The organism is Mesorhizobium sp. USDA 4775, from assembly GCF_054062655.1.
Genome location: NZ_JBSSFM010000001.1, coordinates 3,190,213 through 3,208,530 on the forward strand (window position 1 = coordinate 3,190,213; position 18,318 = coordinate 3,208,530).

Here is an 18,318-nt window from a genome sequence, read left to right on the forward strand (position 1 = left end):
TAGATGCCATATTTCGGCCGGAAGACCAACCGAAATTGGCCGTTTTACAAACCGTTTTACAGTTTTCGTTCCTCATGGGTTCCGTTCCATGCGCAGGATCACCGCATCGCTGGCGTCCTGATCGTCGGCCAGGTAGTGCTTTTCCAGAACGGATTTGATCTCTGAAATCGAGTGGCCGGATATCTTGGCAATGTCCTCGACGCTCGATCCCTCCCGCGCCCGTTCAGTGATGAACGTTCCGCGCAGATCGTGGAAGGTAACGCCTTCGATCTGGAGGCGGGTACACTCCTTCCCCCACGACGTTTTGAAGCCGTCCTTGGTCCATGGCCGCTTTCGAGAGTTGAGCAGGATGCGCATCTTGTCCTTTTCGAGGACATCCAGCATCGCTTTCAGCTTCGAATGGACGCGGACCTTCAGCTTCTTCCCGCCCTTCGACTGGTGGAATTGAAGGTAGATCCCGTCATAGTCCTTCCAGGATCGGGAAAGCAGGTCGCCTTGGCGCTGGCCGGTGTGCAGTGCCATTTCGAAGGCAAGCAGGAGGTGAGTAGGAGCGCCGGCTCGGAAAGCCTTGATCTGCTCCTGTGACCACACCGATTCGCGCCGTGAGCCGTTGTACAGTCGTTGGATGCCGGTGCAGGGGTTCTTGTCGATCAGTTCGTCGGCAACGGCGTAGGAAAACACCTTGGACAGCGAGAAAAGCAGCTTGTCGGCTTTACGCGGGTTGGCAGCGAAGCCCCGGTGCCACTTCCTGATTTCGGCTTTCATGCCCTTTTGCTGGGTCAGCCTGACTGGCAGCTTAGGCCATTTCTCCTTGATGAGCCGGAAGGCGTAGAGGTGATCCGTCTGCGTTGTGTCGGCTAGCGCCAGGAAATCAGGGTTGCGCTTTTCCTCCGGGCCGGTGAATCGATCAATCAGCGTCTCAAGGGTCTCGACAATCTTGGGTGTCGCGAGCGCCTTGAGCTTGGCGTATTCCAGCGCGAAGGCCTCAGTGTGCGGCTTTGCCTCAATCTTCGGGCCTCCGCGCCATGCGTAGTGGTAGACGCGCGTCGATCCGTCGGCCAGCTTGCGCTTTACCGTATGGATGCCTTTAAGCGCCACCAGCACCGCTCCTATCTCTCCACGCTAGATATTCGTCCAGCGTATCAAAGGCTTCGGGCGAATCATCGTCGTCAACTGGCTCCTGTGCCTGTGCGAGACTAGCGGGGATAAGGCGGAAAACTGCCGACCCTATCTTGACTTCGACAATCCCGCGCTCCGCCTCGGCCGCTCGCAGCAATGTTTGGGCTTGGCGTTGCGAAAGAGCGAGCGCTCGCGTCATCCTTTTCTCCGCTCAACGCCATCTCGGGTCGGCGCGAAGCCGCGCGACCGGATCGGAGCTTTCGATTTCGGGTAGACGCCAAGATGCTTGGCGCGGACGCGATCAGCCTTTTCTCGCAGGGCGTTTTCGTCCGCCGATTTCGCCCTGTGTGGTTCGACCAGGGCGGGCCGCAAGTTGCTTTCGCGGTTCTCGCCGCCCAACGACAGAGGCTTGACGTGCTCAAGCTGCCATTTCTCACCGGCGCCGATTGGCCGCTGGCTGATATGGCACATGCCGTTGGCGCGAAGGAAGATGCGAGCGCGGACGGTCGGAGGCGGCACGGAATCCGGCGTCTTGCCGATCCATTCCTTCACGCTGCGGCCGCCATTCGGATCATCGATCTTTCCAGTGCTGCCGATCATGCGGCCTCGCTTTTCGCGGTCGCGCCGCGTTCGACGCCGAGAAGGTCGTCGAGAAAATCGAGAACGGCCTGCTTGCTCTCCTGGAATGTCTTGGCGCCCATAGCCGGCACGGATTGGCTCTTGGCCGTCCAGATGCGCACCACGTTCTCGCGCGCCTCGATGATGGCATAGTCGTCTAGCGGGCGGATGGTGCGAACCAGATCCAGCGCGGCCGATTTCGTCGCGCAGACATATTCGCGCTCGTCACGGTAGCCTTTCCGTATCAGGGCCTTTTTGCGGAGGTGTTCGGCAGTCGGGTAGATTTCGACCAGCTCGTCGGGAAGGTTCTGCCAGGCCGCATGGACGCAGGCGAAAAAATGCCGATGCGAATTGGCGGAACGGTCGTGATGCTCGACGATCCGGTAGACCTCGCCGACGACGAAAGCCTTGTCGGCGCGGGCGGCCCAAAACTGAGAGGCCGGCGAGAAAGAGCCATCGCCTTCGTACCTGACCATGATCGGTGCATCTGTCATCGGTCGTTCTTTCGAAGAAATCGCCGGCGGTACTCAAACACTGCCGCCGGCGGACGCTGGAGGTCAGCCAGCTAAAACGCTTTGAACGAGTTGGTTCTTGAGGACTTCGCCGCGCCGGTCATAGTTGCGGATGCGCTCCACAAGCTCGGCGAGCTCGGCGTTGAAAGCATCGATCTCGGCCGACATGTTGGCGATGTAGATGTCGTCGCGGAACACGCGGACAGTCAGCATCGGGAGCTTCGGCCAATAGCTCACAAAATCCCACCACTCACGGCCGGAAATCCAGATATTGCCCTGCACCTGCGCCTTGTGCTCGGGAGGAAGTTTCCCGCTCACCAGGCGTTCGATCTGGATATCGGGCAGGGCGGTCTTTATCTCGAGGCCGCCTTCGTCGCCGACCAGGCTGTCAGGGCTTGCGCCCTTGTCGCCGTTGCGGATGAAGCCAACGCGCCGGATATCGGCGTCGTGGACGAAAGCGTAGGTTTCCCGCGCCTCGTCCTCCATCGTCTTGCCGCGATCCATGTGCAGCGTTGTGAAGTACTCCATCGGCTCGCCGGTCAAAAGCTCGCCAGCCAACTGGCGCAGATATTTGGAGCGCGTCTTGCCTTCGCCCTTCGCCATTACGGTTGCGAATTTCGAGGCGGTCGGGATGCCGGCGCGGCAGGCGAACCACTCGCTTGACCCTTGCTCGCAGTCGAAGATCTGCATCATGGCTTGGCCTTCCTCTGCTGGAGGACGCCGACGGCCTTGTCGTAGTGGATGGCCAGCATATCGGCGACGGCTTCGACCTTCGCCCACTGGCAGAATTTCACGATATCGGTGTCGGTCTCATCGATGAGCTTCAGAATGGTGTCGCGCTGTTCGGCGGTGATCCGGTCCTCGACCTTTTCGTCGGCCTTCAGCCCGTCGTCGTCGTGGCTGACCGACAGGCCGAGAGCGATTTTCAGCGTGTAGCGCTGGAGGTATGTCGTCGTCGACGCGATAGCCTGGAGGCTGTTCTTGCCGGCGCCGTTGTCAGCCGGGCCGGAAAGCGGGGTGCGTGTGAAATGGCCGTCGACATGCTCCAGAATGCAGGTGATCGTGATGGGCCGGTCGGGGCCGTTGTCGCTCTCGTATCGGTAGCTCAGGCCGTATTTGGTCAAGACCGGCGTCACCTGCTTTTCGATGCCGGCAAGGTCTTCGTGCCTGTAATAGACGCGCTCTTTGCCGCTCGGCGTGTAATCCACGGCGCGCGTCCGCATGATCGGGCCAAGTTCCGCCTTGGCCGCCGACACTGCCTTGGTGAACGCTAACTTGGCGTTGCGTGCTTCCTCGCGGTCGCGAAGGTCCATCATCTGCTTGAGGATTTCGGCAGAGACGCCCTTTTCGAGCGCGAGGCCAACCATCTCCATGGGCGTCATTTCCCGGCGCTCGCCGGGTACGACGGCAACCGGGCCGGCGATCTGCGCCGCGTCATGCTCGACAAGGGCCTGTGAGGCGAGGGCGCTCATGCAAATTTCCTTTCCTGATAAGGCAGGTTTTCCGCTGCCCATTGGTCGTAGAGAGTGAGCCAGCGACGGCGCGCCGTGCGCAGTTCATCGGCCGGCGGCCCATAGCCGGAGAGCTTGGCGAATTCGGCGTCTTGGATGAGCGTGGCGAGCGCTGACAGCTGTTCATCGACGGGTTTGTCGGCGATTGCCGCGTCAACGTGCTCAGAGAAGAAGACCGGGGCGCCCATCACAGCGCCTCGTCCGTCTCAGGGTCGACCTCGAGCAGGTCGAGGTCTTCGGCAGGAATGCCGCGCTTCAACTGGTCAAGGGTCAGCTGACCTACGCGGTAATAACGCCCGCCGGCGGCGACTGTGTACTCGGGGCCGAGAAGGCCACCGAAAATCTTGGTGACAATGCGGAAGTCCGCGCTTTCGGCGATGGCTTGGCGAAGGTGGGCGTTCATTGCCGCTCCTCATCTGGTGTTGATGAGGATATTACCATCATGGTAGCAAATGGCAATAGCTAAATACCATCATGGTACGTTTTTGTTGTGCGAGCCAACATGCGAAGCCGAATCGTGCCCAACAAAAAGGCGCGCCAAAGCGGACTGGTTGCGGGCTGATTGGAGGCCACCATTCGGTAGCCGCAAGAACGGCAGCTCTCAAGCTGTCAGGAACCGGCCAGACCGCAATCACTCCTGAAGGTACTTGTCAGGAGCCTCGTCAGGCGGACATCTCGGCTGGTCGTTGACTCTGTGTCATAGGAAGTCTTTCCTATCGCCGTTAACAACGAGCGCCAGGGAGGCGACATGAGTGCAATGTACGTCGTTCAGTCTTACATCGCAGGTAAGCGCGGCCAGCTGCAGGCCGACAGCCCCATCCAAGCGAATAGCACCGGCCATGCGCGCAGCCTTGCGCAGCGTCTGGCCGTGCGGAAGGCACTTGTGGTTGCGTTCCAGCGAGAAGGCGATCCGAAAACCGGCGAGTGGGAAGACGCAAAGCTAATTGAAGCCTTCGGCGCGGTGCCGGACGAGGTCAAGGAAATGGACCGCGTCCAGTAGCAAATCGCATCGGAGGGGCATCGACCATGATCAAGGTCAAGCCGCGATACAGAACGCGGAACGAGCAGATTGTTGCGGATCTGCGAAACTCGGCGGGCGCCGGTCCGCCGATCGATCCAGAGATGAAGGTGAAGCGCCTTACAGCCGAGGTGGCTATCGAGATGGCGCTTTTACACGGCGGTGAGTGGCGGGTGCGGATCGATCATCGGGAAGGGGTGGTGATGGTTGCTCGTCGCGGTCGTCGACGAACACTTTGACCGCGGAGACTGCGCGACCAAGATCCTCACCATCGACGCCGAATCGCAAGAGCGCCGACCGGAGCGCTCTTTCGGCATCGACTGCTGGCGGCCCGAAAAGGTCGGCCACCTGGCAACCCACCGCATGCGCAAGGGCCTCAAGGTATCCTTTACCCCACTCGCGCTCTCCCGTCTCGATACGTGAGATTGTTGCTGCCGCCAGTCCGATTTCATCAGACAGCGCTTGCTGCGTTGGGAATTTCGTCTCGCGCCACTCTTGGAGGTAAACCTTCGCCTCGGGAGCGGCGTCCAGTTTGAACCGAGCTACCATTTTTCGAGGTTACCAAGATGGCTGAAAACGGTATTCAACCATGTTGGTAATTTCTGCTTGCAGGAAAAATACCATGATGGTATAGATGCCTCATGGAACAACTGCGTGATTGGCGAAAAGCCAAAGGGATTTCGACGACTGAGGCCGGCGCACTGATTGAGGTCAGCGGCGTCCAATGGTCCAGGATGGAGAACGGCTCGCGTTCCGTGGCGGCCGACAAAGTTCTCGATGTCGAGCGTGTCACTGGGGTATCCCGCCATCACCTGCGCCCTGACATCTTCGGACCGGCTCCGAGTTCGGAGCGCGCAGCATGACCGACATCACCGAAACCAGCCAGACAGTTGCCGCCGGCCAACTGCGTGCGTTCATCGAGCGCATTGAGCGGGTCGAGGAAGAAATCAAAACGCTGAACGCCGACAAGTCCGAAATCTACAAGGAACTGCGCGGCGTCGGTTTTGACGTCAAGGCGGTTCGGCAGTGCGTCGCAGCTCGCAAGCTGGACAGTGCCGAGCGCGAAGAGCGCAACGCGATTTTCGACCTGTATTGGGAGGCTCTTACGGGCGCCTCTCGCGTGCACGTGCACGAGGAGCCCAAGGCGACGGCCACAAAAACCCGCGCGGACAAGGCTTCCAGCGCGAAGACGGCCAAGCTGGCCACCGACGTTCCGCACGACGCCGAAACAGGCGAGATTTTCGAACAGAATTCGTCCGCTCCGACCTCCTCCCCGGAGCTGACGGACCAGCCCGGCACGGAACCTCCTCCCTCCGTGTCGGGCACCAATTCCGAGATTCCTGACCACGCCACTTCGGGGGCTGCTGACGGCCAGCCCAGCAAACCAAGCTCGGAAGCTGCTCGCGCAAAAAATGACGGTCCTCACAAGGCCGTTATTGGTCAGGAAGGGCCTGTACGGGGCCATTCCGAGCAAGCCGTCACCATTTCCGATGCCGACGTTCCGGCATTCCTCAGGAAGCCGCCGTCGCCTGCGCCAAATCCCGATTGCCAGAAACCGCAATCGTGCCGCTGGTCGCATAGCCAAGCCTCCTGCGCGAAGTGCGCCAATGACGCCGCCATAGCTCGGCAGCGGGGGAGGGCAGCATGAGCGGGCTAGCCATCTATCTCTACGCTGCAGGTTCATTGCTGGCGGTCCAGTACAGCCATGAGATCGGCGACGGACGGCTGTCGATTGGCACCGTCGCGCTCGCCTTGTTCTGGCCTGTCACGATCCCCTTTGTTTGGTGCTGGGGCTTCGTCCAGACGGTTATCGAAGCGGTGCGGTCATGAGCGCGTCATTCGTCATCACTTGCACCTGTGACGGCACCTGGACCGCTCGCGATCCACAAACCGGGGCATTCGCCACCGGAGCCACTCGTTCAAAGGCTGAGGCGGAGTTGCGCCGCCTCATCGCCACCGCGAGGGAGGCAGCATGATTATCGTTCGCCCCCCTCGTTGCTACCCGCGCGTCCAGTTCTTCCAGGAGCCTGCGCGCGGCCTGACCAATCGTCTCGAACTCACTGTTTGTATCGTGTCTGTGGGGCCTTTCCATGTTGTTCGATCCTCTCTGGAGCCGCCACCAGGCGGGCTCTCCGCTCTTCCGCGAAGTCGACCCGATGTCGACGCCCCGGCTGGCTGGACTTCAATCCAGCATGGGGCACCACAGAATGTCTTCGACCTTCGACCACAAAACTTTGCGGCTCGACATGGACGGCTTTTGCCGGTTCGCGCGGCGGGCGTTTCCGACATCAACGGCGGCACATCTCGCCAGCGTCGTCGGCGCCACAATGTCGACAGCAGAGAAATGGCTCAGCGGCCACACACGACCGTCCGGCGAACACCTCGCCGCGATGATCTCAGCCTTCGGCCCGGCCTTCCTCGCCGAAGCAGTTCCATCAACCCGCCAGTGGGCCGCGCCGATCATCGAGCGCGCCAGGCTGGCTGAAATCTCACGGCAGCTTTCCGAGATCCTGGAGGCTGCGGAATGATCTGAAGGAGGTTGCAATGCCAGCATTCCAGCATGCGGGGATAATGACCGACGCCGCCACTGTGGCGAGGGATGCGCTGAACCGCACCGTTGTTGGCATGGCGCATTTCGCGGGCTCAGGGCCGTCCGGCTCATCATGCAGCGAGTGCGATCTTTGGGTCACAAATCGAAACAAGATGATCTGTGACAAGTATCGTCAGCTCACCGGCGACGATCGCAAGGCGATCCCGTCGGGGACGCCTTGCTGCCGGTATTTTGTCGCGAGGCCGAAATGACCGGCTACACCCAATCTGAAATCGACAGCATTGCCGGCTGGCTAAGGGCAGGGGATTCCGCCTCCAAAGCCGCCGCCAAGCTGTCAGCGATGCGAGGCCGAACGGTCTCGCGCAATGCCATCATCGGCATCGTTCACCGAAACGCCAAGCTCGCTGCAATCGGTTTTGGCCGCGCCAAATCATCGCCTGCATCCGAAGGGACCAGCACATACACGCCCGAGGAAATCAGGTTGGTCGCCGACTGCCTGAAGGCGAAGAGAAACTACGTCCAGATTGCGCAGCGGCTTGCCCTTAAGAGCGGGCGGGTCATCTCTCGTTTTGGGGTGAAAAGCCTGATCCGGCGCACCCCCGAACTCAGCGAGATCGGCTTCAGAGGCAAGAAGGGCAGGCCGAGCGACAGGACGAAGGCGGCGCCTGGCCAACTGCCCGGCAGGCTGTTTATCGCGGCAACAGCATACATCGATCGCGACCAGAGCGCATTCGACTATCTCACGCGGCCGGTTGTGCGGACTTTGGCGCCGCAGCCGCACTTCGCGGCGATGCGTTTCGTTGACTGTCTTCCTGCTCGCTGCCGGGCTCCGCTCAGCTATGACCTTGATGAACGGCCCGGTCCCGACATGCTGTGTTGCGGCCATCTCGTCATTCAGTCGCGCCCGTACTGCGCCTACCATGAAATCAGGCTGGCCGCCCGCAGGGCCGAGTTCATTGCGGAGGCGGCATGATCTCCGCCGGCCAGCCGATCACCTACGACGTCAAGCTTTCGACCGTGCGCGCACTCATCGCCGGCAAGCAGGACTGGCTTGGCCGTTTTTCGCACGGCAAGGCCAAGCGTCCTGACCACGAGATCGACCAGAAGCGAGCCGAACTCATCGTGCTCGGCACCATCGCCGAAGACTACGAGCGCGCGGTTGAAGTCACGAAGACGAGGGCCGCGGTATGAACCCGTACCTCATCACCGGCCCGGCGTTGATCTCGTTCTCTGGCGGCCGCACGAGCGCTTTCATGCTGCATGAGATCTTGCGGGCGCATGATGGGAAGCTGCCGGCTGATGTCATCGTAGCCTTTGCCAACACTGGCAAGGAGCGTGAGGAAACCCTGCGCTTTGTCCACGAGTGTGAGAGCAGGTGGAACCTCTCCGTCCGCTGGTTGGAATGGACAGACGACGACATCGGATTTCGAGAGGTCGGGTTCAAATCGGCGAGTCGATCGGGAGAACCATTTGCCGGCGTCATCAGAAAGTACGGCATCGTTCCGAACGGCGTGAGCCGATTTTGTACCGCCAAGCTGAAAGTCCATGTCATGAGCAAGTTCATGCGCTCGCTCGGCAATGAGCGGTGGGTGAATGCTGTCGGGCTTCGGTACGATGAAGGCCACCGCGTCCTAAAGCAGCTCGCCCGCAACGATCTTGGCAAAGAGCGCTACACGGCGGTCATGCCCCTTTCGAAGGCAAAGGTCACCGTCCGTGACGTGAAGGCGTTTTGGGACGGTCAGCCGTTTGACCTGCAGCTTAAGTCACACGAAGGCAATTGTGACCTGTGTTTCTTGAAAAGCATAAGCAAGCTCAAAGAGATCATCCGAGCGAACCCTGGAATGGTCGACTGGTGGAAGCACCAAGAGGAGCTTGCTTCAGTGTCGGCCCAGGGCGCTGGCGGACGATTCAATCGCGCCCGGACATACGCTGACATTGAGCTCGAGGTGGTCACACAGCCGTTTATGCCGGGGCTAACCGGTGATGAAGAGTACGACGCCGAGTGCGGCCTTCACTGCTCAGCGGAGGCGGCCGAATGAAAACCTCCTGCCCACACTGCCATGGCGTTTTCGAAGACGGCCACGCCGGCGGCGCCTATTTGCGCGACGAACAGGCGCTTGCTGCCATCGTGCTGTGGGGCTCGGGCCAGTTCGACACCGTCGACATCGCCAAGGCCCTCCAATGCCGCGAGGATGCGGTTTACCGCACCCTGCAGATGGCCAAGGACGGCGCCCGGGCCGATCGGAGGCGGGCGTGAGCAAAAGGCGCCTCCCATACATGCCGCTCTGGGTCGACGACTACCAGCGCGACACTCGTCACCTCACCACTGAGGAACACGGCGCCTATCTGCTCCTGCTCATGGCCGCCTGGGCATCGCCGACCAATTCCTTGCCCGATGACGATGACATGCTGGCGCGCGTCGCCGGCGTGTCTCTCGCCCGCTGGCGCAAGATGAAAGCCATTGTCATGGCCTTCTGGAGTCTCGACGGTCGGAGCAAAAGGTGGGCGCAAAAACGCCTCAAGAAAGAGAGGCGATTGGCGGTCGATAGAAAGGCCAAAGCGAGCAATGCCGCCGCAAGCCGTTGGAAAGACGAGAAAAAGGATGATGCTCAAGCGATGCTCCGGCAATGCCATCCTTCCATAACCGTCAAAGAAAAACCTAACGGTTTTTCAGAGCGCGCAGGCGCGCCGAAAAAATCCCGCAAACAGAAAATCGAGGAGGCTTTCGCCGATGCATGACCTCGTGGCCAAAGATGATTTCGACAAGCTGCCGGGGAAGTATCGCAACCGTGCCAGGGCGATCAGAGCCCGCGTTGCCGAGATCGACGGGCTGATGGTTCCGTGTCGGCCGCAGGACGTTCGCGCCTCGGTGGTCCGCATGGCCGGACAGTTCCGCGACCAGCCCGAGATAGATCACGCCGACATGGCAGGGGAATTCCTCGCCGCATGCCGCGACCTGCCGGCATGGGCAGTCTTCGAAGCAGCCAGCGACTTTCTTGCTGGCCGCATCGACAATCACACCGGGCAGTTCATGCCGACATGCGCCGAGTTCGCCAAGCGGGCGAGGGCGATCATGATGCCGTTCCTGTCCGAGCGGGCCGCGCTGCGCACTGAAGCCTCGAAACTGATCGAGCGCGCGACCGATGATCACAAGCGCCACCTGGTCGAGATGGAACGGCAGGATCCTGGAGTGCGCAGCCGGGTAGCCGCGTTGGCCGAAGCAGTCACCGCCGGCGCGGCGAAGCGTCAGGGCTTGCCGCACCTCGGGCTGAACGAAGCCGAGCAGAAGCGCATCGACACGCTCAAGCGGCCCCGACAGGAAATCTCGAAACTCGAGCAAACCAAAATCGTGAAAGGTCGGTCATGAGCAATTCGGCAAAATGGTTCATCGCGAGGATCGGCATGGGCGGCGCGAAGGCGGCCAAGGATCGGATTGGAACGCCGGAGGAGAGGAAGGGTGAAATCGTTGCCGAACGGTCGATCCGCGACGCCGGCTTCGAGTGCTACTATCCCCGCATGCGCAAAGAGATCATCCATCACCGGACGAACGTGCGCATTGTGCGCTGCTTCCCTCTATTCACCGGCTACATCTTCGTTGCGCTGCCGTCCGCGAACGGCGAGCACCTCAAAGACTGCGATGGGCTCGGTCGCCTCCTGAGCTACGAAGGCGAGTTCGGCAAGCCTTGGCAAGTTCCGACCGGCGCGGTCGAGGGCTACATGCGAGCCGAGGCCGATCTAGAATTCGACGACACCAAGGAATCGAGGATCAAGCGTAAGCTCGAAGGCAAGACCAGGCGCGAGACGATCGCTATGACGTTTCCCCAAGGGCAAACCATCCGGGTCAAGCAGGACTGGCAGCACAAGCACATGCTCGCCGGCTTCCATGGCGAGGTGATCAGCGTCACCGGCCGCGGCACCGTCAAGAGCATGATTGAACTGTTCGGGCGCCTGGTAGCGGCAGAATTCGACGCCGACGATATCGAGCCCTGTCCGTCCCGCGCGGCCTGAGCTTCGGCGAAGCTCGCGCGGACATTCGCATTGTCTTATAGATCTACTTATTGCAATTTTAGCGGTGAGCAGGGGGCAGCACCCATGACCGATCTACTACTGACGAATTACGTCGCTAGGATGCTCGACCTGTCGCATTGGCGCACGGTTATCAAGGATCAGGCCAACGCGTTGGCCTGGCCCAAAGTGATCGGCGACAAGGTGCGTCGATCCAGTTCAGCGAATCGTCAAATCCAGGCGAGAGCGTGACCAAAGGGTCTGCAGCAACCCAACCGGTGGGGGACAGGGTTGGAACGTTCGGTCCCATCGTCGCACTGTTCGTTGCCACCTTCTGCATCGCCACCACCGAACTCGCAATTGTGGGAATATTGCCTGAGATCGCCCACGACTTCAAAATTGGCATTCCAAAAGCTGGAATTCTTGTCAGTGGGTACGCGGCTGGTGTTGCCATTGGCAGCCCCATACTAACGATATTGTTCATGTCGCTTGAGCGAAAGGTCACTCTATTATTGCTCATGGCGATCTTCGTGTCGGGACACGTACTGTCCGCCACAGCTCCAACTTATGCTTGGCTAATGTTCGCGAGGATTCTGGCCGCCGTTTGCCATGCATCCTTCCTAGGGATTGCTGCGGTTGTCGCTGCTCACAGCGTAGCGGAAAATCGCAGCGCTCGTGCGGTTTCCATGGTTTGGCTGGGATTCTCTGCATCTAGTCTAATAGGTGTGCCTGGATCAGCCGCAATTGGGCATCTGTTCGGCTGGAGAGCGACTTTCTGGGCGATCACCGCGGTCGGAGTTATTGCGACATTAGGTATTGCGATATTTATACCAAGGCAAGCCAAAGGTCAGCAGTCCAACCTTGCCACAGAAATTCGAGCGCTCGGTCGACCACAAGTACTTCTAGCGATGACGATGAGTCTGCTTGTATGCGCTTCAACATTCTCTGTGTTCACGTACATCGCACCGCTTCTGTCGCTTGAAACGCGAATATCAGAGCAAGCAATACCCGTGATGCTTTTTCTCTTCGGCGTCGGTGGTACGATAGGCTTATTGGCTGCCGGGTACGTTGACGACCGTCGTCAACTCCCAATCGTCGTCGCAATGTTTGCGGGACAAGCTCTTGTCTTCCTGCTGCTGGTTTTCACTATTCACAGCGTTGTCCTGACCGGAATTACAATGGCGGTATGGGGTTTCTTGTTCCTCGCACCCTGCGTCCCTCTTCAAACGCGGGTTGTAAAAGAGTCGAAGGACGGACCGAACCTCGCGTCAACGCTGAACCAATCGGCCTTCAATGTCGGAAATGCACTAGGACCATTTGCCGGAGCCGCAGTGTTGTCGGCCGGAGTCGGCTACGTCTGGCTGCCTTGGGTCGGAGGTGTCGTCTCGATTCTGGGAATAGCAGTGGCATCCCTTGCGATAAGACTCGCTGCAGCCCCATGGCATGCCGAAGAACATAAACTCGATAACGTGGCGCCAATCGATCTAGAACCGCCTGCATGAGGCCCTAAACCACGAACGGGCCATTCCGCAGCGCCATACATGATGGAGCCCGGTCCGAATTGGAGGACACGGCCTACGACGAGCATTACTTTGGACCGTTGGAGCGCGGCCCGGCCTGCAGCCGTTAAGAGGTGGGACTTCCACGAACCCTGCCACGGCTTGTCCGTGGAGCATGCGAAGTCGACCGATCGTTCGGGCGGCTCTATCCCGATGACGTCCGTCTCGCGTCAAAGCAAAGAGATTGACGGCCCCTGGCAAAAGGCGGACATTCCTTAAGCTGCAGCTAATATCACGGCCGCTCCGAGCTAATGCCAGGCGCCAATCGGAACGCAGCGAGTTTTGCAGTACGCGAAATGCTCGCCTCGAGGAGGGGCCATGAAGTCCGACCAAGAGTTATTCGAGAAGGGTCTTGCAACATACCAAAAGGTTGTCGCGGCGAACTACATGGCTCATAGGGAGGTCTATGAAACCCTGCGCCAAGTTCTTCTCGATGAGGCTTCCGACGGCTTCGTCTTTGCCGATCTAGCCTGCGGCACAGCGCCTGGTTCAGCGGCCGCGCTAGCCGGCAGCAACGTCGCACGCTATATCGGCATCGACATATCCCAACCTTCGCTCGACGCAGCCAAGCAAGCGCTTGCCCCGCTCACCTGTCCGGTCGAACTGCGTTGCGGAGATTTCGTTGCGGCCATCGATTATTGGAAAGGACCGCTTGACGTTGTATGGATTGGTCAGTCCCTGCACCATCTTCTCGCGCCGGATAAGAGGATATTCATCCGCAAAATCCGAGACCTATTGCCGCGAGATGGTCTTTTCCTGATTTGGGAGCCCACGCGCCTCGAGGGCGAAGATCGCGAGGGATGGCTGGAGCGATTTCATCGGATGAGGCCCGAGTGGGCGTCGATCTCCGACGAGGAGTTCGCCGCCTTTGAGAGCCACTGCCGGGCATCCGACTATGCCGAGACGGCCGCGACTTGGATTGGGATGGGTCGCGATGCCGGCTTCAGAACTGCGGACGAATTGATGATGGTGCCGAACAGACTGGCACGCGTCTACCGGTTCCGTCACTAGGGCCATGAACTCGCTCTGGCGCATCGCTTCGGCAGTGGCGCCAACCCGTTGAACTGCACATCCCACCTTAGCGATTTTCCATAGGCTCGGCTTTGGAACGCATCAGGAACATCGCTTGCATTCTGGCGCACAGGTGATCTATCATTTGTGCTCAGGTGATTTGGCTGTTCTGTAGCGGACCTCCGTCGGAGGGGATAGAGCTATGGCGGAAAATGGGTGATGACGGTTTGAGAAGGGCGGCGTATCGAGGCGGGTGATTGAAGCCTGCCAGAACCTCTCAAGGAGAGCGATACGCCATGAACGAGACTATCAACATTGTTCGCCTTCGTCAGCCCGACGAGATCGATGATCCCCTGACGGATGTGCTCCGCACCGGCGCGCGCAAATTGCTGGCGCAGGCGATCGAGATGGAGGCCGAAGCGTTTCTTGCCGAGATGCGGGATCTGAAGCTGCCGGACGGACGTGAGCGGCTGGTCCGGCACGGTCGCGGCCCGGAGCGGAGCATCCAGACGGGGATCGGGCCGGTGCCCGTCAGCCGGGTGAAGGTCCGGGACCGCGGCGCGACCGGCGAAGCGGACCGGGTCCGGTTTTCCTCATCGATCCTACCCAAATGGGCGCGTCGGACGCGAAGTCTGGACGCGCTGCTTCCCGTTCTTTACCTGCGCGGCGTTTCGACGGGCGACTTTCAGGAAGCTCTGGCAGCCCTGCTCGGCAAGGAGGCAGCGAACCTCTCACCCTCGGTGATCACGCGGCTGACGGCAGAGTGGACCACCGAATACGAGCGTTGGCAAAAGCGCGATCTTTCGGCGCGCCATTATGTCTATGTGTGGGCGGACGGGGTCTATCTCCAGGCGCGCATGGAAGACCATGCCGAATGCATGCTGGTGCTGATCGGCGCCACGCCTGAGGGCAAAAAAGAACTCGTCGGCTTCCAGACAGGGATTCGTGAGAGTGCGCAGAGCTGGCGCGAGCTGCTGGTCGACGTGAAGCGTCGTGGCCTGCAAATCGCGCCCGATCTTGCCGTCGGCGACGGCGCGCTTGGCTTCTGGAGCGCGCTCGATGAGGTCCTTCCCGGCACCAAGCACCAGCGGTGCTGGGTGCACAAGACAGCCAACGTGCTCAACAAGGTGCCGAACTCAATGCAGGCCGGCATGAAGACAGATCTGCGCGAAATCTTTTCCGCCCCGAACCGAGCCTCAGCCGAGACGGCGATTGCCGTCTTTGTCGAGAAATATGATGCGAAATACGGCAAGGCGGTCGACTGCCTGACCAAAGATCAGAATGCCTTGCTGGCGTTCTACGATTTCCCCGCCGAACATTGGGATCATCTGCGGACATCGAATCCCATCGAGAGCGTTTTTGCCACCGTTCGCCATCGCACGGTGCGCACGAAAGGCTCCCTATCATCGAAGACCGCAAGGCTGATGGTCTTCAAACTGGTCATGGCCGCCGCCAGGACATGGCGACGATTGAAAGGACAAAATCAGTTGCCGAAACTCATCGCAGGTGCCAGATTCCAAGATGGAATCGAGGTCATCGAATTGAAGCCGCAGAGCGCCGCTTGATCAGCCTCGTCACCCAAATTCCAGCATAGCTCGAGGGGATACTCGCCGGGCCATAGGGGAGAGCGTCACCGCTCCCCAGATTTGCGAAGCTATTCTAACCTGTCAGCCAGGCCATCCTGCTGGTGGAGGGTTCAATTCATCCAAGGATGCTTTGAGCTGTTGGACATCGGAGCTGAGCCGCTTTAGATCCGCTGGCGTCAGCTTCCGCTTTTCCAGTACATCCATGAGCGCAAGGCTATGAGCCACATAGATATCCAGCGGGTATATGGCTGCCGGAGCCTGCAGATTTTTAATCATCTCGATCTGCATGGCTCTCTCTTCTAGTGCCAACCGCACGGCAAGTTCTCTCGATTGTCGTCTGCCCTCTTTTCTCGCCTGTATTAGCATAACCGAGACTGAGCCGGGAGCTATGCTGGAATTTGGGTGACGAGGCTGATCAAGCGGCGCTCTGCGGCTTCAATTCGATGACCTCGATTCCATCTTGGAATCTGGCACCTGCGATGAGTTTCGGCAACTGATTTTGTCCTTTCAATCGTCGCCATGTCCTGGCGGCGGCCATGACCAGTTTGAAGACCATCAGCCTTGCGGTCTTCGATGATAGGGAGCCTTTCGTGCGCACCGTGCGATGGCGAACGGTGGCAAAAACGCTCTCGATGGGATTCGATGTCCGCAGATGATCCCAATGTTCGGCGGGGAAATCGTAGAACGCCAGCAAGGCATTCTGATCTTTGGTCAGGCAGTCGACCGCCTTGCCGTATTTCGCATCATATTTCTCGACAAAGACGGCAATCGCCGTCTCGGCTGAGGCTCGGTTCGGGGCGGAAAAGATTTCGCGCAGATCTGTCTTCATGCCGGCCTGCATTGAGTTCGGCACCTTGTTGAGCACGTTGGCTGTCTTGTGCACCCAGCACCGCTGGTGCTTGGTGCCGGGAAGGACCTCATCGAGCGCGCTCCAGAAGCCAAGCGCGCCGTCGCCGACGGCAAGATCGGGCGCGATTTGCAGGCCACGACGCTTCACGTCGACCAGCAGCTCGCGCCAGCTCTGCGCACTCTCACGAATCCCTGTCTGGAAGCCGACGAGTTCTTTTTTGCCCTCAGGCGTGGCGCCGATCAGCACCAGCATGCATTCGGCATGGTCTTCCATGCGCGCCTGGAGATAGACCCCGTCCGCCCACACATAGACATAATGGCGCGCCGAAAGATCGCGCTTTTGCCAACGCTCGTATTCGGTGGTCCACTCTGCCGTCAGCCGCGTGATCACCGAGGGTGAGAGGTTCGCTGCCTCCTTGCCGAGCAGGGCTGCCAGAGCTTCCTGAAAGTCGCCCGTCGAAACGCCGCGCAGGTAAAGAACGGGAAGCAGCGCGTCCAGACTTCGCGTCCGACGCGCCCATTTGGGTAGGATCGATGAGGAAAACCGGACCCGGTCCGCTTCGCCGGTCGCGCCGCGGTCCCGGACCTTCACCCGGCTGACGGGCACCGGCCCGATCCCCGTCTGGATGCTCCGCTCCGGGCCGCGACCGTGCCGGACCAGCCGCTCACGTCCGTCCGGCAGCTTCAGATCCCGCATCTCGGCAAGAAACGCTTCGGCCTCCATCTCGATCGCCTGCGCCAGCAATTTGCGCGCGCCGGTGCGGAGCACATCCGTCAGGGGATCATCGATCTCGTCGGGCTGACGAAGGCGAACAATGTTGATAGTCTCGTTCATGGCGTATCGCTCTCCTTGAGAGGTTCTGGCAGGCTTCAATCACCCGCCTCGATACGCCGCCCTTCTCAAACCGTCATCACCCATTTTCCGCCATAGCTCCTGAGCCGGCGGTTGACAGCACACCGCCTAATGCGGCCGACAGTAGCGGCACCCACCAGTCCATAAGATTTCGCTCCCCCGTAAAGACCCGTCACCGATGGTGCTCACCAACAAGCAGCGCGGGCCTTGCTAAAGTGAGGCAATCAGCTCAGCAATAGCTTTTCGCTTCCAGACAATGCCGAGGTCTGACTGATCGTTAATGCGGCCGCTGTAGATGCCAAGGAATGTTGACACGGGGCCGCCAAATACCGCGGAATTTCCGTTCGCAAGGGAAACCATACCTCCGCTCCTGCTCGCAACGACCGGAGAGCCCGACTGTCCGGGACGAGTTCTGCAGTCAATCAAGAAAACTGGCTGATTGTCGAAGTCGACATCGGGCTCAGTGGCCAAAAAGCCGGTAGCCCAAATTGCAAATCGCCCGCCGCCCGTTAGGCCGAAGGGGAAGCCGACGACGCTTAACGTGTCCCCGGGGGTAACCAATATATCTACTTCGGGTGCCGCTGTGCTGTATTGGTATATCCTCGACAGAGGATTAAGGGTTAGTGGAAGCGCTACAATATCCGCCTGGGCACCTAGCTGAGGATGCTCCTTCCATGCAGGATCGCCGTTAGGTCGATAGATTTCATGCGTCTCTTTGTGCCAATGTCCGAGGCCGTTTTGCGAATTTTGCCAGATAGAGATGCGATCTGGAACTCCGCCATGGGCGGATAGAGGCTGGTCAGTCTGCTGATGTCGGCCTGTTAAATTGTGACGATTGGTTATCAGTGCGGTGCCGCCGTCATAATTTGTGAGAAATCCAGTGCACGTACTCAGTACCGTTTCCTGGAAAGCCATCTCAAGTAGCAACGACTGCACCGATTGCGGCATTATCGGCATTGCGTCCCCCGATCTGAAATTGAAGTAGAACAGTTTGGATGGCGTTCGGCAAGAAGACGGCAGAGCAAGGTTCTCAACCAGCATTGAACTAGGCAAGCCCTTCACTAGGGGAAGCCGACTGCCTACTTTGAAAAACAATCAAGGAAATCAAAATGGACCAGCGCGGCGG

Annotated in this window: 28 protein-coding genes and 1 pseudogene; 18 read left to right on the forward strand and 11 right to left on the reverse strand. The window is 59.7% G+C overall.

Features of this window, described 5'->3' with window-relative positions; translation table 11 throughout:
- Positions 1–72 precede the first annotated feature (72 nt).
- The 7 genes from ACVILI_RS15285 to ACVILI_RS15315 all read right to left on the reverse strand — a co-directional run bounded on the left by ACVILI_RS15285 (position 73) and on the right by ACVILI_RS15315 (position 4,163).
- On the reverse strand, positions 73–1,098 hold the full coding sequence (locus ACVILI_RS15285) for a tyrosine-type recombinase/integrase (RefSeq protein WP_457102478.1): 1,026 nt from the start codon (positions 1,096–1,098) through the stop codon (positions 73–75).
- Positions 1,099–1,314: 216 nt separating this feature from the next.
- A complete protein-coding gene (locus tag ACVILI_RS15290; protein WP_457102479.1) occupies positions 1,315–1,719 on the reverse strand; it encodes an HNH endonuclease in 405 nt (134 codons plus the stop codon).
- The gene (locus ACVILI_RS15295) at positions 1,716–2,231 is read right to left on the reverse strand and encodes a hypothetical protein (protein ID WP_457102480.1); all 516 of its coding nucleotides are present in this window, start codon (positions 2,229–2,231) and stop codon (positions 1,716–1,718) included. The genes ACVILI_RS15290 and ACVILI_RS15295 overlap by 4 nt, the downstream gene beginning before the upstream one ends.
- 63 nt (positions 2,232–2,294) lie before the next feature.
- Positions 2,295–2,942 carry a lambda exonuclease family protein gene (locus tag ACVILI_RS15300; protein WP_457102481.1) on the reverse strand — a complete coding sequence of 216 codons (648 nt, stop codon included), beginning with the start codon at positions 2,940–2,942 and terminating at the stop codon, positions 2,295–2,297.
- Positions 2,939–3,721 carry an ERF family protein gene (locus tag ACVILI_RS15305; protein WP_457102482.1) on the reverse strand — a complete coding sequence of 261 codons (783 nt, stop codon included), beginning with the start codon at positions 3,719–3,721 and terminating at the stop codon, positions 2,939–2,941. Before ACVILI_RS15305 ends, ACVILI_RS15300 begins: the two co-directional genes overlap by 4 nt.
- Positions 3,718–3,948 (reverse strand): hypothetical protein, encoded by a 231-nt coding sequence (locus ACVILI_RS15310; protein ID WP_142877699.1) that lies wholly within the window; start codon positions 3,946–3,948, stop codon positions 3,718–3,720. Before ACVILI_RS15310 ends, ACVILI_RS15305 begins: the two co-directional genes overlap by 4 nt.
- Positions 3,948–4,163 carry a hypothetical protein gene (locus ACVILI_RS15315; protein WP_457102483.1) on the reverse strand — a complete coding sequence of 72 codons (216 nt, stop codon included), beginning with the start codon at positions 4,161–4,163 and terminating at the stop codon, positions 3,948–3,950. The genes ACVILI_RS15310 and ACVILI_RS15315 overlap by 1 nt, the downstream gene beginning before the upstream one ends.
- A 345-nt stretch (positions 4,164–4,508) precedes the next feature.
- On the opposite strand from ACVILI_RS15315, the gene ACVILI_RS15320 reads away from it, so the two are divergent.
- A complete protein-coding gene (locus tag ACVILI_RS15320) occupies positions 4,509–4,760 on the forward strand; it encodes a hypothetical protein (protein WP_457102484.1) in 252 nt (83 codons plus the stop codon).
- A 26-nt stretch (positions 4,761–4,786) separates the two neighbouring features.
- On the forward strand, positions 4,787–5,017 hold the full coding sequence (locus tag ACVILI_RS15325; RefSeq protein WP_179300993.1) for a hypothetical protein: 231 nt from the start codon (positions 4,787–4,789) through the stop codon (positions 5,015–5,017).
- On the opposite strand, the gene ACVILI_RS15330 is transcribed toward ACVILI_RS15325, so the two are convergent.
- Entirely contained in the window at positions 4,914–5,327 is a 414-nt protein-coding gene (locus tag ACVILI_RS15330) for a helix-turn-helix domain-containing protein (protein ID WP_095791771.1), read from the reverse strand. The two genes, ACVILI_RS15325 and ACVILI_RS15330, sit on opposite strands and share 104 nt — an antisense overlap.
- 92 nt (positions 5,328–5,419) lie before the next feature.
- Between ACVILI_RS15330 and ACVILI_RS15335 the strand changes: the two genes are divergently transcribed.
- From ACVILI_RS15335 to ACVILI_RS15410, 16 genes and pseudogenes are all read left to right on the forward strand, one after another.
- Complete coding sequence (locus tag ACVILI_RS15335; RefSeq protein ID WP_095791770.1) at positions 5,420–5,641, forward strand: helix-turn-helix domain-containing protein; 222 nt, start codon at positions 5,420–5,422, stop codon at positions 5,639–5,641.
- A pseudogene (locus ACVILI_RS15340) lies at positions 5,638–5,883 on the forward strand (DUF2312 domain-containing protein); the annotation flags it as partial. The gene ACVILI_RS15335 and the pseudogene ACVILI_RS15340, both read left to right, overlap by 4 nt.
- A gap of 539 nt (positions 5,884–6,422) precedes the next feature.
- Positions 6,423–6,608 (forward strand): hypothetical protein, encoded by a 186-nt coding sequence (locus ACVILI_RS15345; RefSeq protein WP_457102485.1) that lies wholly within the window; start codon positions 6,423–6,425, stop codon positions 6,606–6,608.
- A 377-nt stretch (positions 6,609–6,985) separates the two neighbouring features.
- On the forward strand, positions 6,986–7,306 hold the full coding sequence (locus ACVILI_RS15350) for a transcriptional regulator (RefSeq protein WP_044549986.1): 321 nt from the start codon (positions 6,986–6,988) through the stop codon (positions 7,304–7,306).
- A gap of 16 nt (positions 7,307–7,322) precedes the next feature.
- The gene (locus ACVILI_RS15355) at positions 7,323–7,580 is read left to right on the forward strand and encodes a hypothetical protein (RefSeq protein ID WP_038645847.1); all 258 of its coding nucleotides are present in this window, start codon (positions 7,323–7,325) and stop codon (positions 7,578–7,580) included.
- Positions 7,577–8,302, forward strand: a complete 726-nt coding sequence (locus tag ACVILI_RS15360; RefSeq protein WP_457102486.1) for a hypothetical protein — start codon at positions 7,577–7,579, stop codon at positions 8,300–8,302. Before ACVILI_RS15355 ends, ACVILI_RS15360 begins: the two co-directional genes overlap by 4 nt.
- Positions 8,299–8,520: a hypothetical protein gene (locus ACVILI_RS15365; protein ID WP_457102487.1), complete on the forward strand. Its 222-nt coding sequence runs from the start codon at positions 8,299–8,301 to the stop codon at positions 8,518–8,520. The genes ACVILI_RS15360 and ACVILI_RS15365 overlap by 4 nt, the downstream gene beginning before the upstream one ends.
- Entirely contained in the window at positions 8,517–9,368 is an 852-nt protein-coding gene (locus ACVILI_RS15370) for a phosphoadenosine phosphosulfate reductase domain-containing protein (RefSeq protein WP_457102488.1), read from the forward strand. Before ACVILI_RS15365 ends, ACVILI_RS15370 begins: the two co-directional genes overlap by 4 nt.
- Positions 9,365–9,586, forward strand: coding sequence for a hypothetical protein (locus ACVILI_RS15375; RefSeq protein ID WP_457102489.1), 222 nt, complete (start codon positions 9,365–9,367; stop codon positions 9,584–9,586). Before ACVILI_RS15370 ends, ACVILI_RS15375 begins: the two co-directional genes overlap by 4 nt.
- Before the next feature lie 20 nt (positions 9,587–9,606).
- Positions 9,607–10,068 (forward strand): YdaU family protein, encoded by a 462-nt coding sequence (locus ACVILI_RS15380; RefSeq protein WP_457102490.1) that lies wholly within the window; start codon positions 9,607–9,609, stop codon positions 10,066–10,068.
- Positions 10,069–10,207: 139 nt separating this feature from the next.
- Entirely contained in the window at positions 10,208–10,696 is a 489-nt protein-coding gene (locus ACVILI_RS15385) for a hypothetical protein (RefSeq protein WP_457102491.1), read from the forward strand.
- A 35-nt stretch (positions 10,697–10,731) separates the two neighbouring features.
- Positions 10,732–11,337 (forward strand): transcription termination/antitermination protein NusG, encoded by a 606-nt coding sequence (nusG, locus tag ACVILI_RS15390; protein ID WP_457102492.1) that lies wholly within the window; start codon positions 10,732–10,734, stop codon positions 11,335–11,337.
- Between the two features lie 84 nt (positions 11,338–11,421).
- A complete protein-coding gene (locus ACVILI_RS15395; RefSeq protein ID WP_457102493.1) occupies positions 11,422–11,586 on the forward strand; it encodes a hypothetical protein in 165 nt (54 codons plus the stop codon).
- Positions 11,583–12,836, forward strand: a complete 1,254-nt coding sequence (locus tag ACVILI_RS15400) for an MFS transporter (protein ID WP_457102494.1) — start codon at positions 11,583–11,585, stop codon at positions 12,834–12,836. Before ACVILI_RS15395 ends, ACVILI_RS15400 begins: the two co-directional genes overlap by 4 nt.
- A gap of 375 nt (positions 12,837–13,211) precedes the next feature.
- On the forward strand, positions 13,212–13,904 hold the full coding sequence (locus ACVILI_RS15405; RefSeq protein ID WP_457102495.1) for a class I SAM-dependent methyltransferase: 693 nt from the start codon (positions 13,212–13,214) through the stop codon (positions 13,902–13,904).
- 296 nt (positions 13,905–14,200) lie between these two features.
- Positions 14,201–15,469 (forward strand): IS256 family transposase, encoded by a 1,269-nt coding sequence (locus ACVILI_RS15410; RefSeq protein ID WP_457102496.1) that lies wholly within the window; start codon positions 14,201–14,203, stop codon positions 15,467–15,469.
- 102 nt (positions 15,470–15,571) lie between these two features.
- Here the strand turns inward: ACVILI_RS15410 and ACVILI_RS15415 are convergent, their stop codons facing one another.
- The 3 genes from ACVILI_RS15415 to ACVILI_RS15425 all read right to left on the reverse strand — a co-directional run bounded on the left by ACVILI_RS15415 (position 15,572) and on the right by ACVILI_RS15425 (position 18,233).
- Complete coding sequence (locus ACVILI_RS15415) at positions 15,572–15,778, reverse strand: hypothetical protein (RefSeq protein WP_457102497.1); 207 nt, start codon at positions 15,776–15,778, stop codon at positions 15,572–15,574.
- 127 nt (positions 15,779–15,905) lie between these two features.
- A complete protein-coding gene (locus ACVILI_RS15420) occupies positions 15,906–17,174 on the reverse strand; it encodes an IS256 family transposase (RefSeq protein WP_457102496.1) in 1,269 nt (422 codons plus the stop codon).
- 228 nt (positions 17,175–17,402) lie between these two features.
- Positions 17,403–18,233: a trypsin-like peptidase domain-containing protein gene (locus tag ACVILI_RS15425; protein ID WP_457102498.1), complete on the reverse strand. Its 831-nt coding sequence runs from the start codon at positions 18,231–18,233 to the stop codon at positions 17,403–17,405.
- Positions 18,234–18,318: the final 85 nt, after the last annotated feature.

Coding starts and splice junctions, on each gene's coding strand:
- ACVILI_RS15425 (WP_457102498.1), bottom strand. CDS start 18,233: ATGCTGGTTGAGAACCTTGCTCTGCCGTCTTCTTGCCGAACGCCATCC.
- ACVILI_RS15320 (WP_457102484.1), top strand. CDS start 4,509: ATGAGTGCAATGTACGTCGTTCAGTCTTACATCGCAGGTAAGCGCGGC.
- ACVILI_RS15385 (WP_457102491.1), top strand. CDS start 10,208: ATGGCCGGACAGTTCCGCGACCAGCCCGAGATAGATCACGCCGACATG.
- ACVILI_RS15295 (WP_457102480.1), bottom strand. CDS start 2,231: ATGACAGATGCACCGATCATGGTCAGGTACGAAGGCGATGGCTCTTTC.
- ACVILI_RS15305 (WP_457102482.1), bottom strand. CDS start 3,721: ATGAGCGCCCTCGCCTCACAGGCCCTTGTCGAGCATGACGCGGCGCAG.
- ACVILI_RS15380 (WP_457102490.1), top strand. CDS start 9,607: ATGCCGCTCTGGGTCGACGACTACCAGCGCGACACTCGTCACCTCACC.
- ACVILI_RS15365 (WP_457102487.1), top strand. CDS start 8,299: ATGATCTCCGCCGGCCAGCCGATCACCTACGACGTCAAGCTTTCGACC.
- ACVILI_RS15310 (WP_142877699.1), bottom strand. CDS start 3,948: ATGGGCGCCCCGGTCTTCTTCTCTGAGCACGTTGACGCGGCAATCGCC.
- ACVILI_RS15315 (WP_457102483.1), bottom strand. CDS start 4,163: ATGAACGCCCACCTTCGCCAAGCCATCGCCGAAAGCGCGGACTTCCGC.
- ACVILI_RS15415 (WP_457102497.1), bottom strand. CDS start 15,778: ATGCAGATCGAGATGATTAAAAATCTGCAGGCTCCGGCAGCCATATAC.
- ACVILI_RS15355 (WP_038645847.1), top strand. CDS start 7,323: ATGCCAGCATTCCAGCATGCGGGGATAATGACCGACGCCGCCACTGTG.
- ACVILI_RS15395 (WP_457102493.1), top strand. CDS start 11,422: ATGACCGATCTACTACTGACGAATTACGTCGCTAGGATGCTCGACCTG.
- ACVILI_RS15330 (WP_095791771.1), bottom strand. CDS start 5,327: ATGGTAGCTCGGTTCAAACTGGACGCCGCTCCCGAGGCGAAGGTTTAC.
- nusG (WP_457102492.1), top strand. CDS start 10,732: ATGGGCGGCGCGAAGGCGGCCAAGGATCGGATTGGAACGCCGGAGGAG.
- ACVILI_RS15360 (WP_457102486.1), top strand. CDS start 7,577: ATGACCGGCTACACCCAATCTGAAATCGACAGCATTGCCGGCTGGCTA.
- ACVILI_RS15420 (WP_457102496.1), bottom strand. CDS start 17,174: ATGAACGAGACTATCAACATTGTTCGCCTTCGTCAGCCCGACGAGATC.
- ACVILI_RS15335 (WP_095791770.1), top strand. CDS start 5,420: ATGGAACAACTGCGTGATTGGCGAAAAGCCAAAGGGATTTCGACGACT.
- ACVILI_RS15375 (WP_457102489.1), top strand. CDS start 9,365: ATGAAAACCTCCTGCCCACACTGCCATGGCGTTTTCGAAGACGGCCAC.
- ACVILI_RS15300 (WP_457102481.1), bottom strand. CDS start 2,942: ATGATGCAGATCTTCGACTGCGAGCAAGGGTCAAGCGAGTGGTTCGCC.
- ACVILI_RS15350 (WP_044549986.1), top strand. CDS start 6,986: ATGTCTTCGACCTTCGACCACAAAACTTTGCGGCTCGACATGGACGGC.
- ACVILI_RS15290 (WP_457102479.1), bottom strand. CDS start 1,719: ATGATCGGCAGCACTGGAAAGATCGATGATCCGAATGGCGGCCGCAGC.
- ACVILI_RS15325 (WP_179300993.1), top strand. CDS start 4,787: ATGATCAAGGTCAAGCCGCGATACAGAACGCGGAACGAGCAGATTGTT.
- ACVILI_RS15345 (WP_457102485.1), top strand. CDS start 6,423: ATGAGCGGGCTAGCCATCTATCTCTACGCTGCAGGTTCATTGCTGGCG.
- ACVILI_RS15370 (WP_457102488.1), top strand. CDS start 8,517: ATGAACCCGTACCTCATCACCGGCCCGGCGTTGATCTCGTTCTCTGGC.
- ACVILI_RS15410 (WP_457102496.1), top strand. CDS start 14,201: ATGAACGAGACTATCAACATTGTTCGCCTTCGTCAGCCCGACGAGATC.
- ACVILI_RS15405 (WP_457102495.1), top strand. CDS start 13,212: ATGAAGTCCGACCAAGAGTTATTCGAGAAGGGTCTTGCAACATACCAA.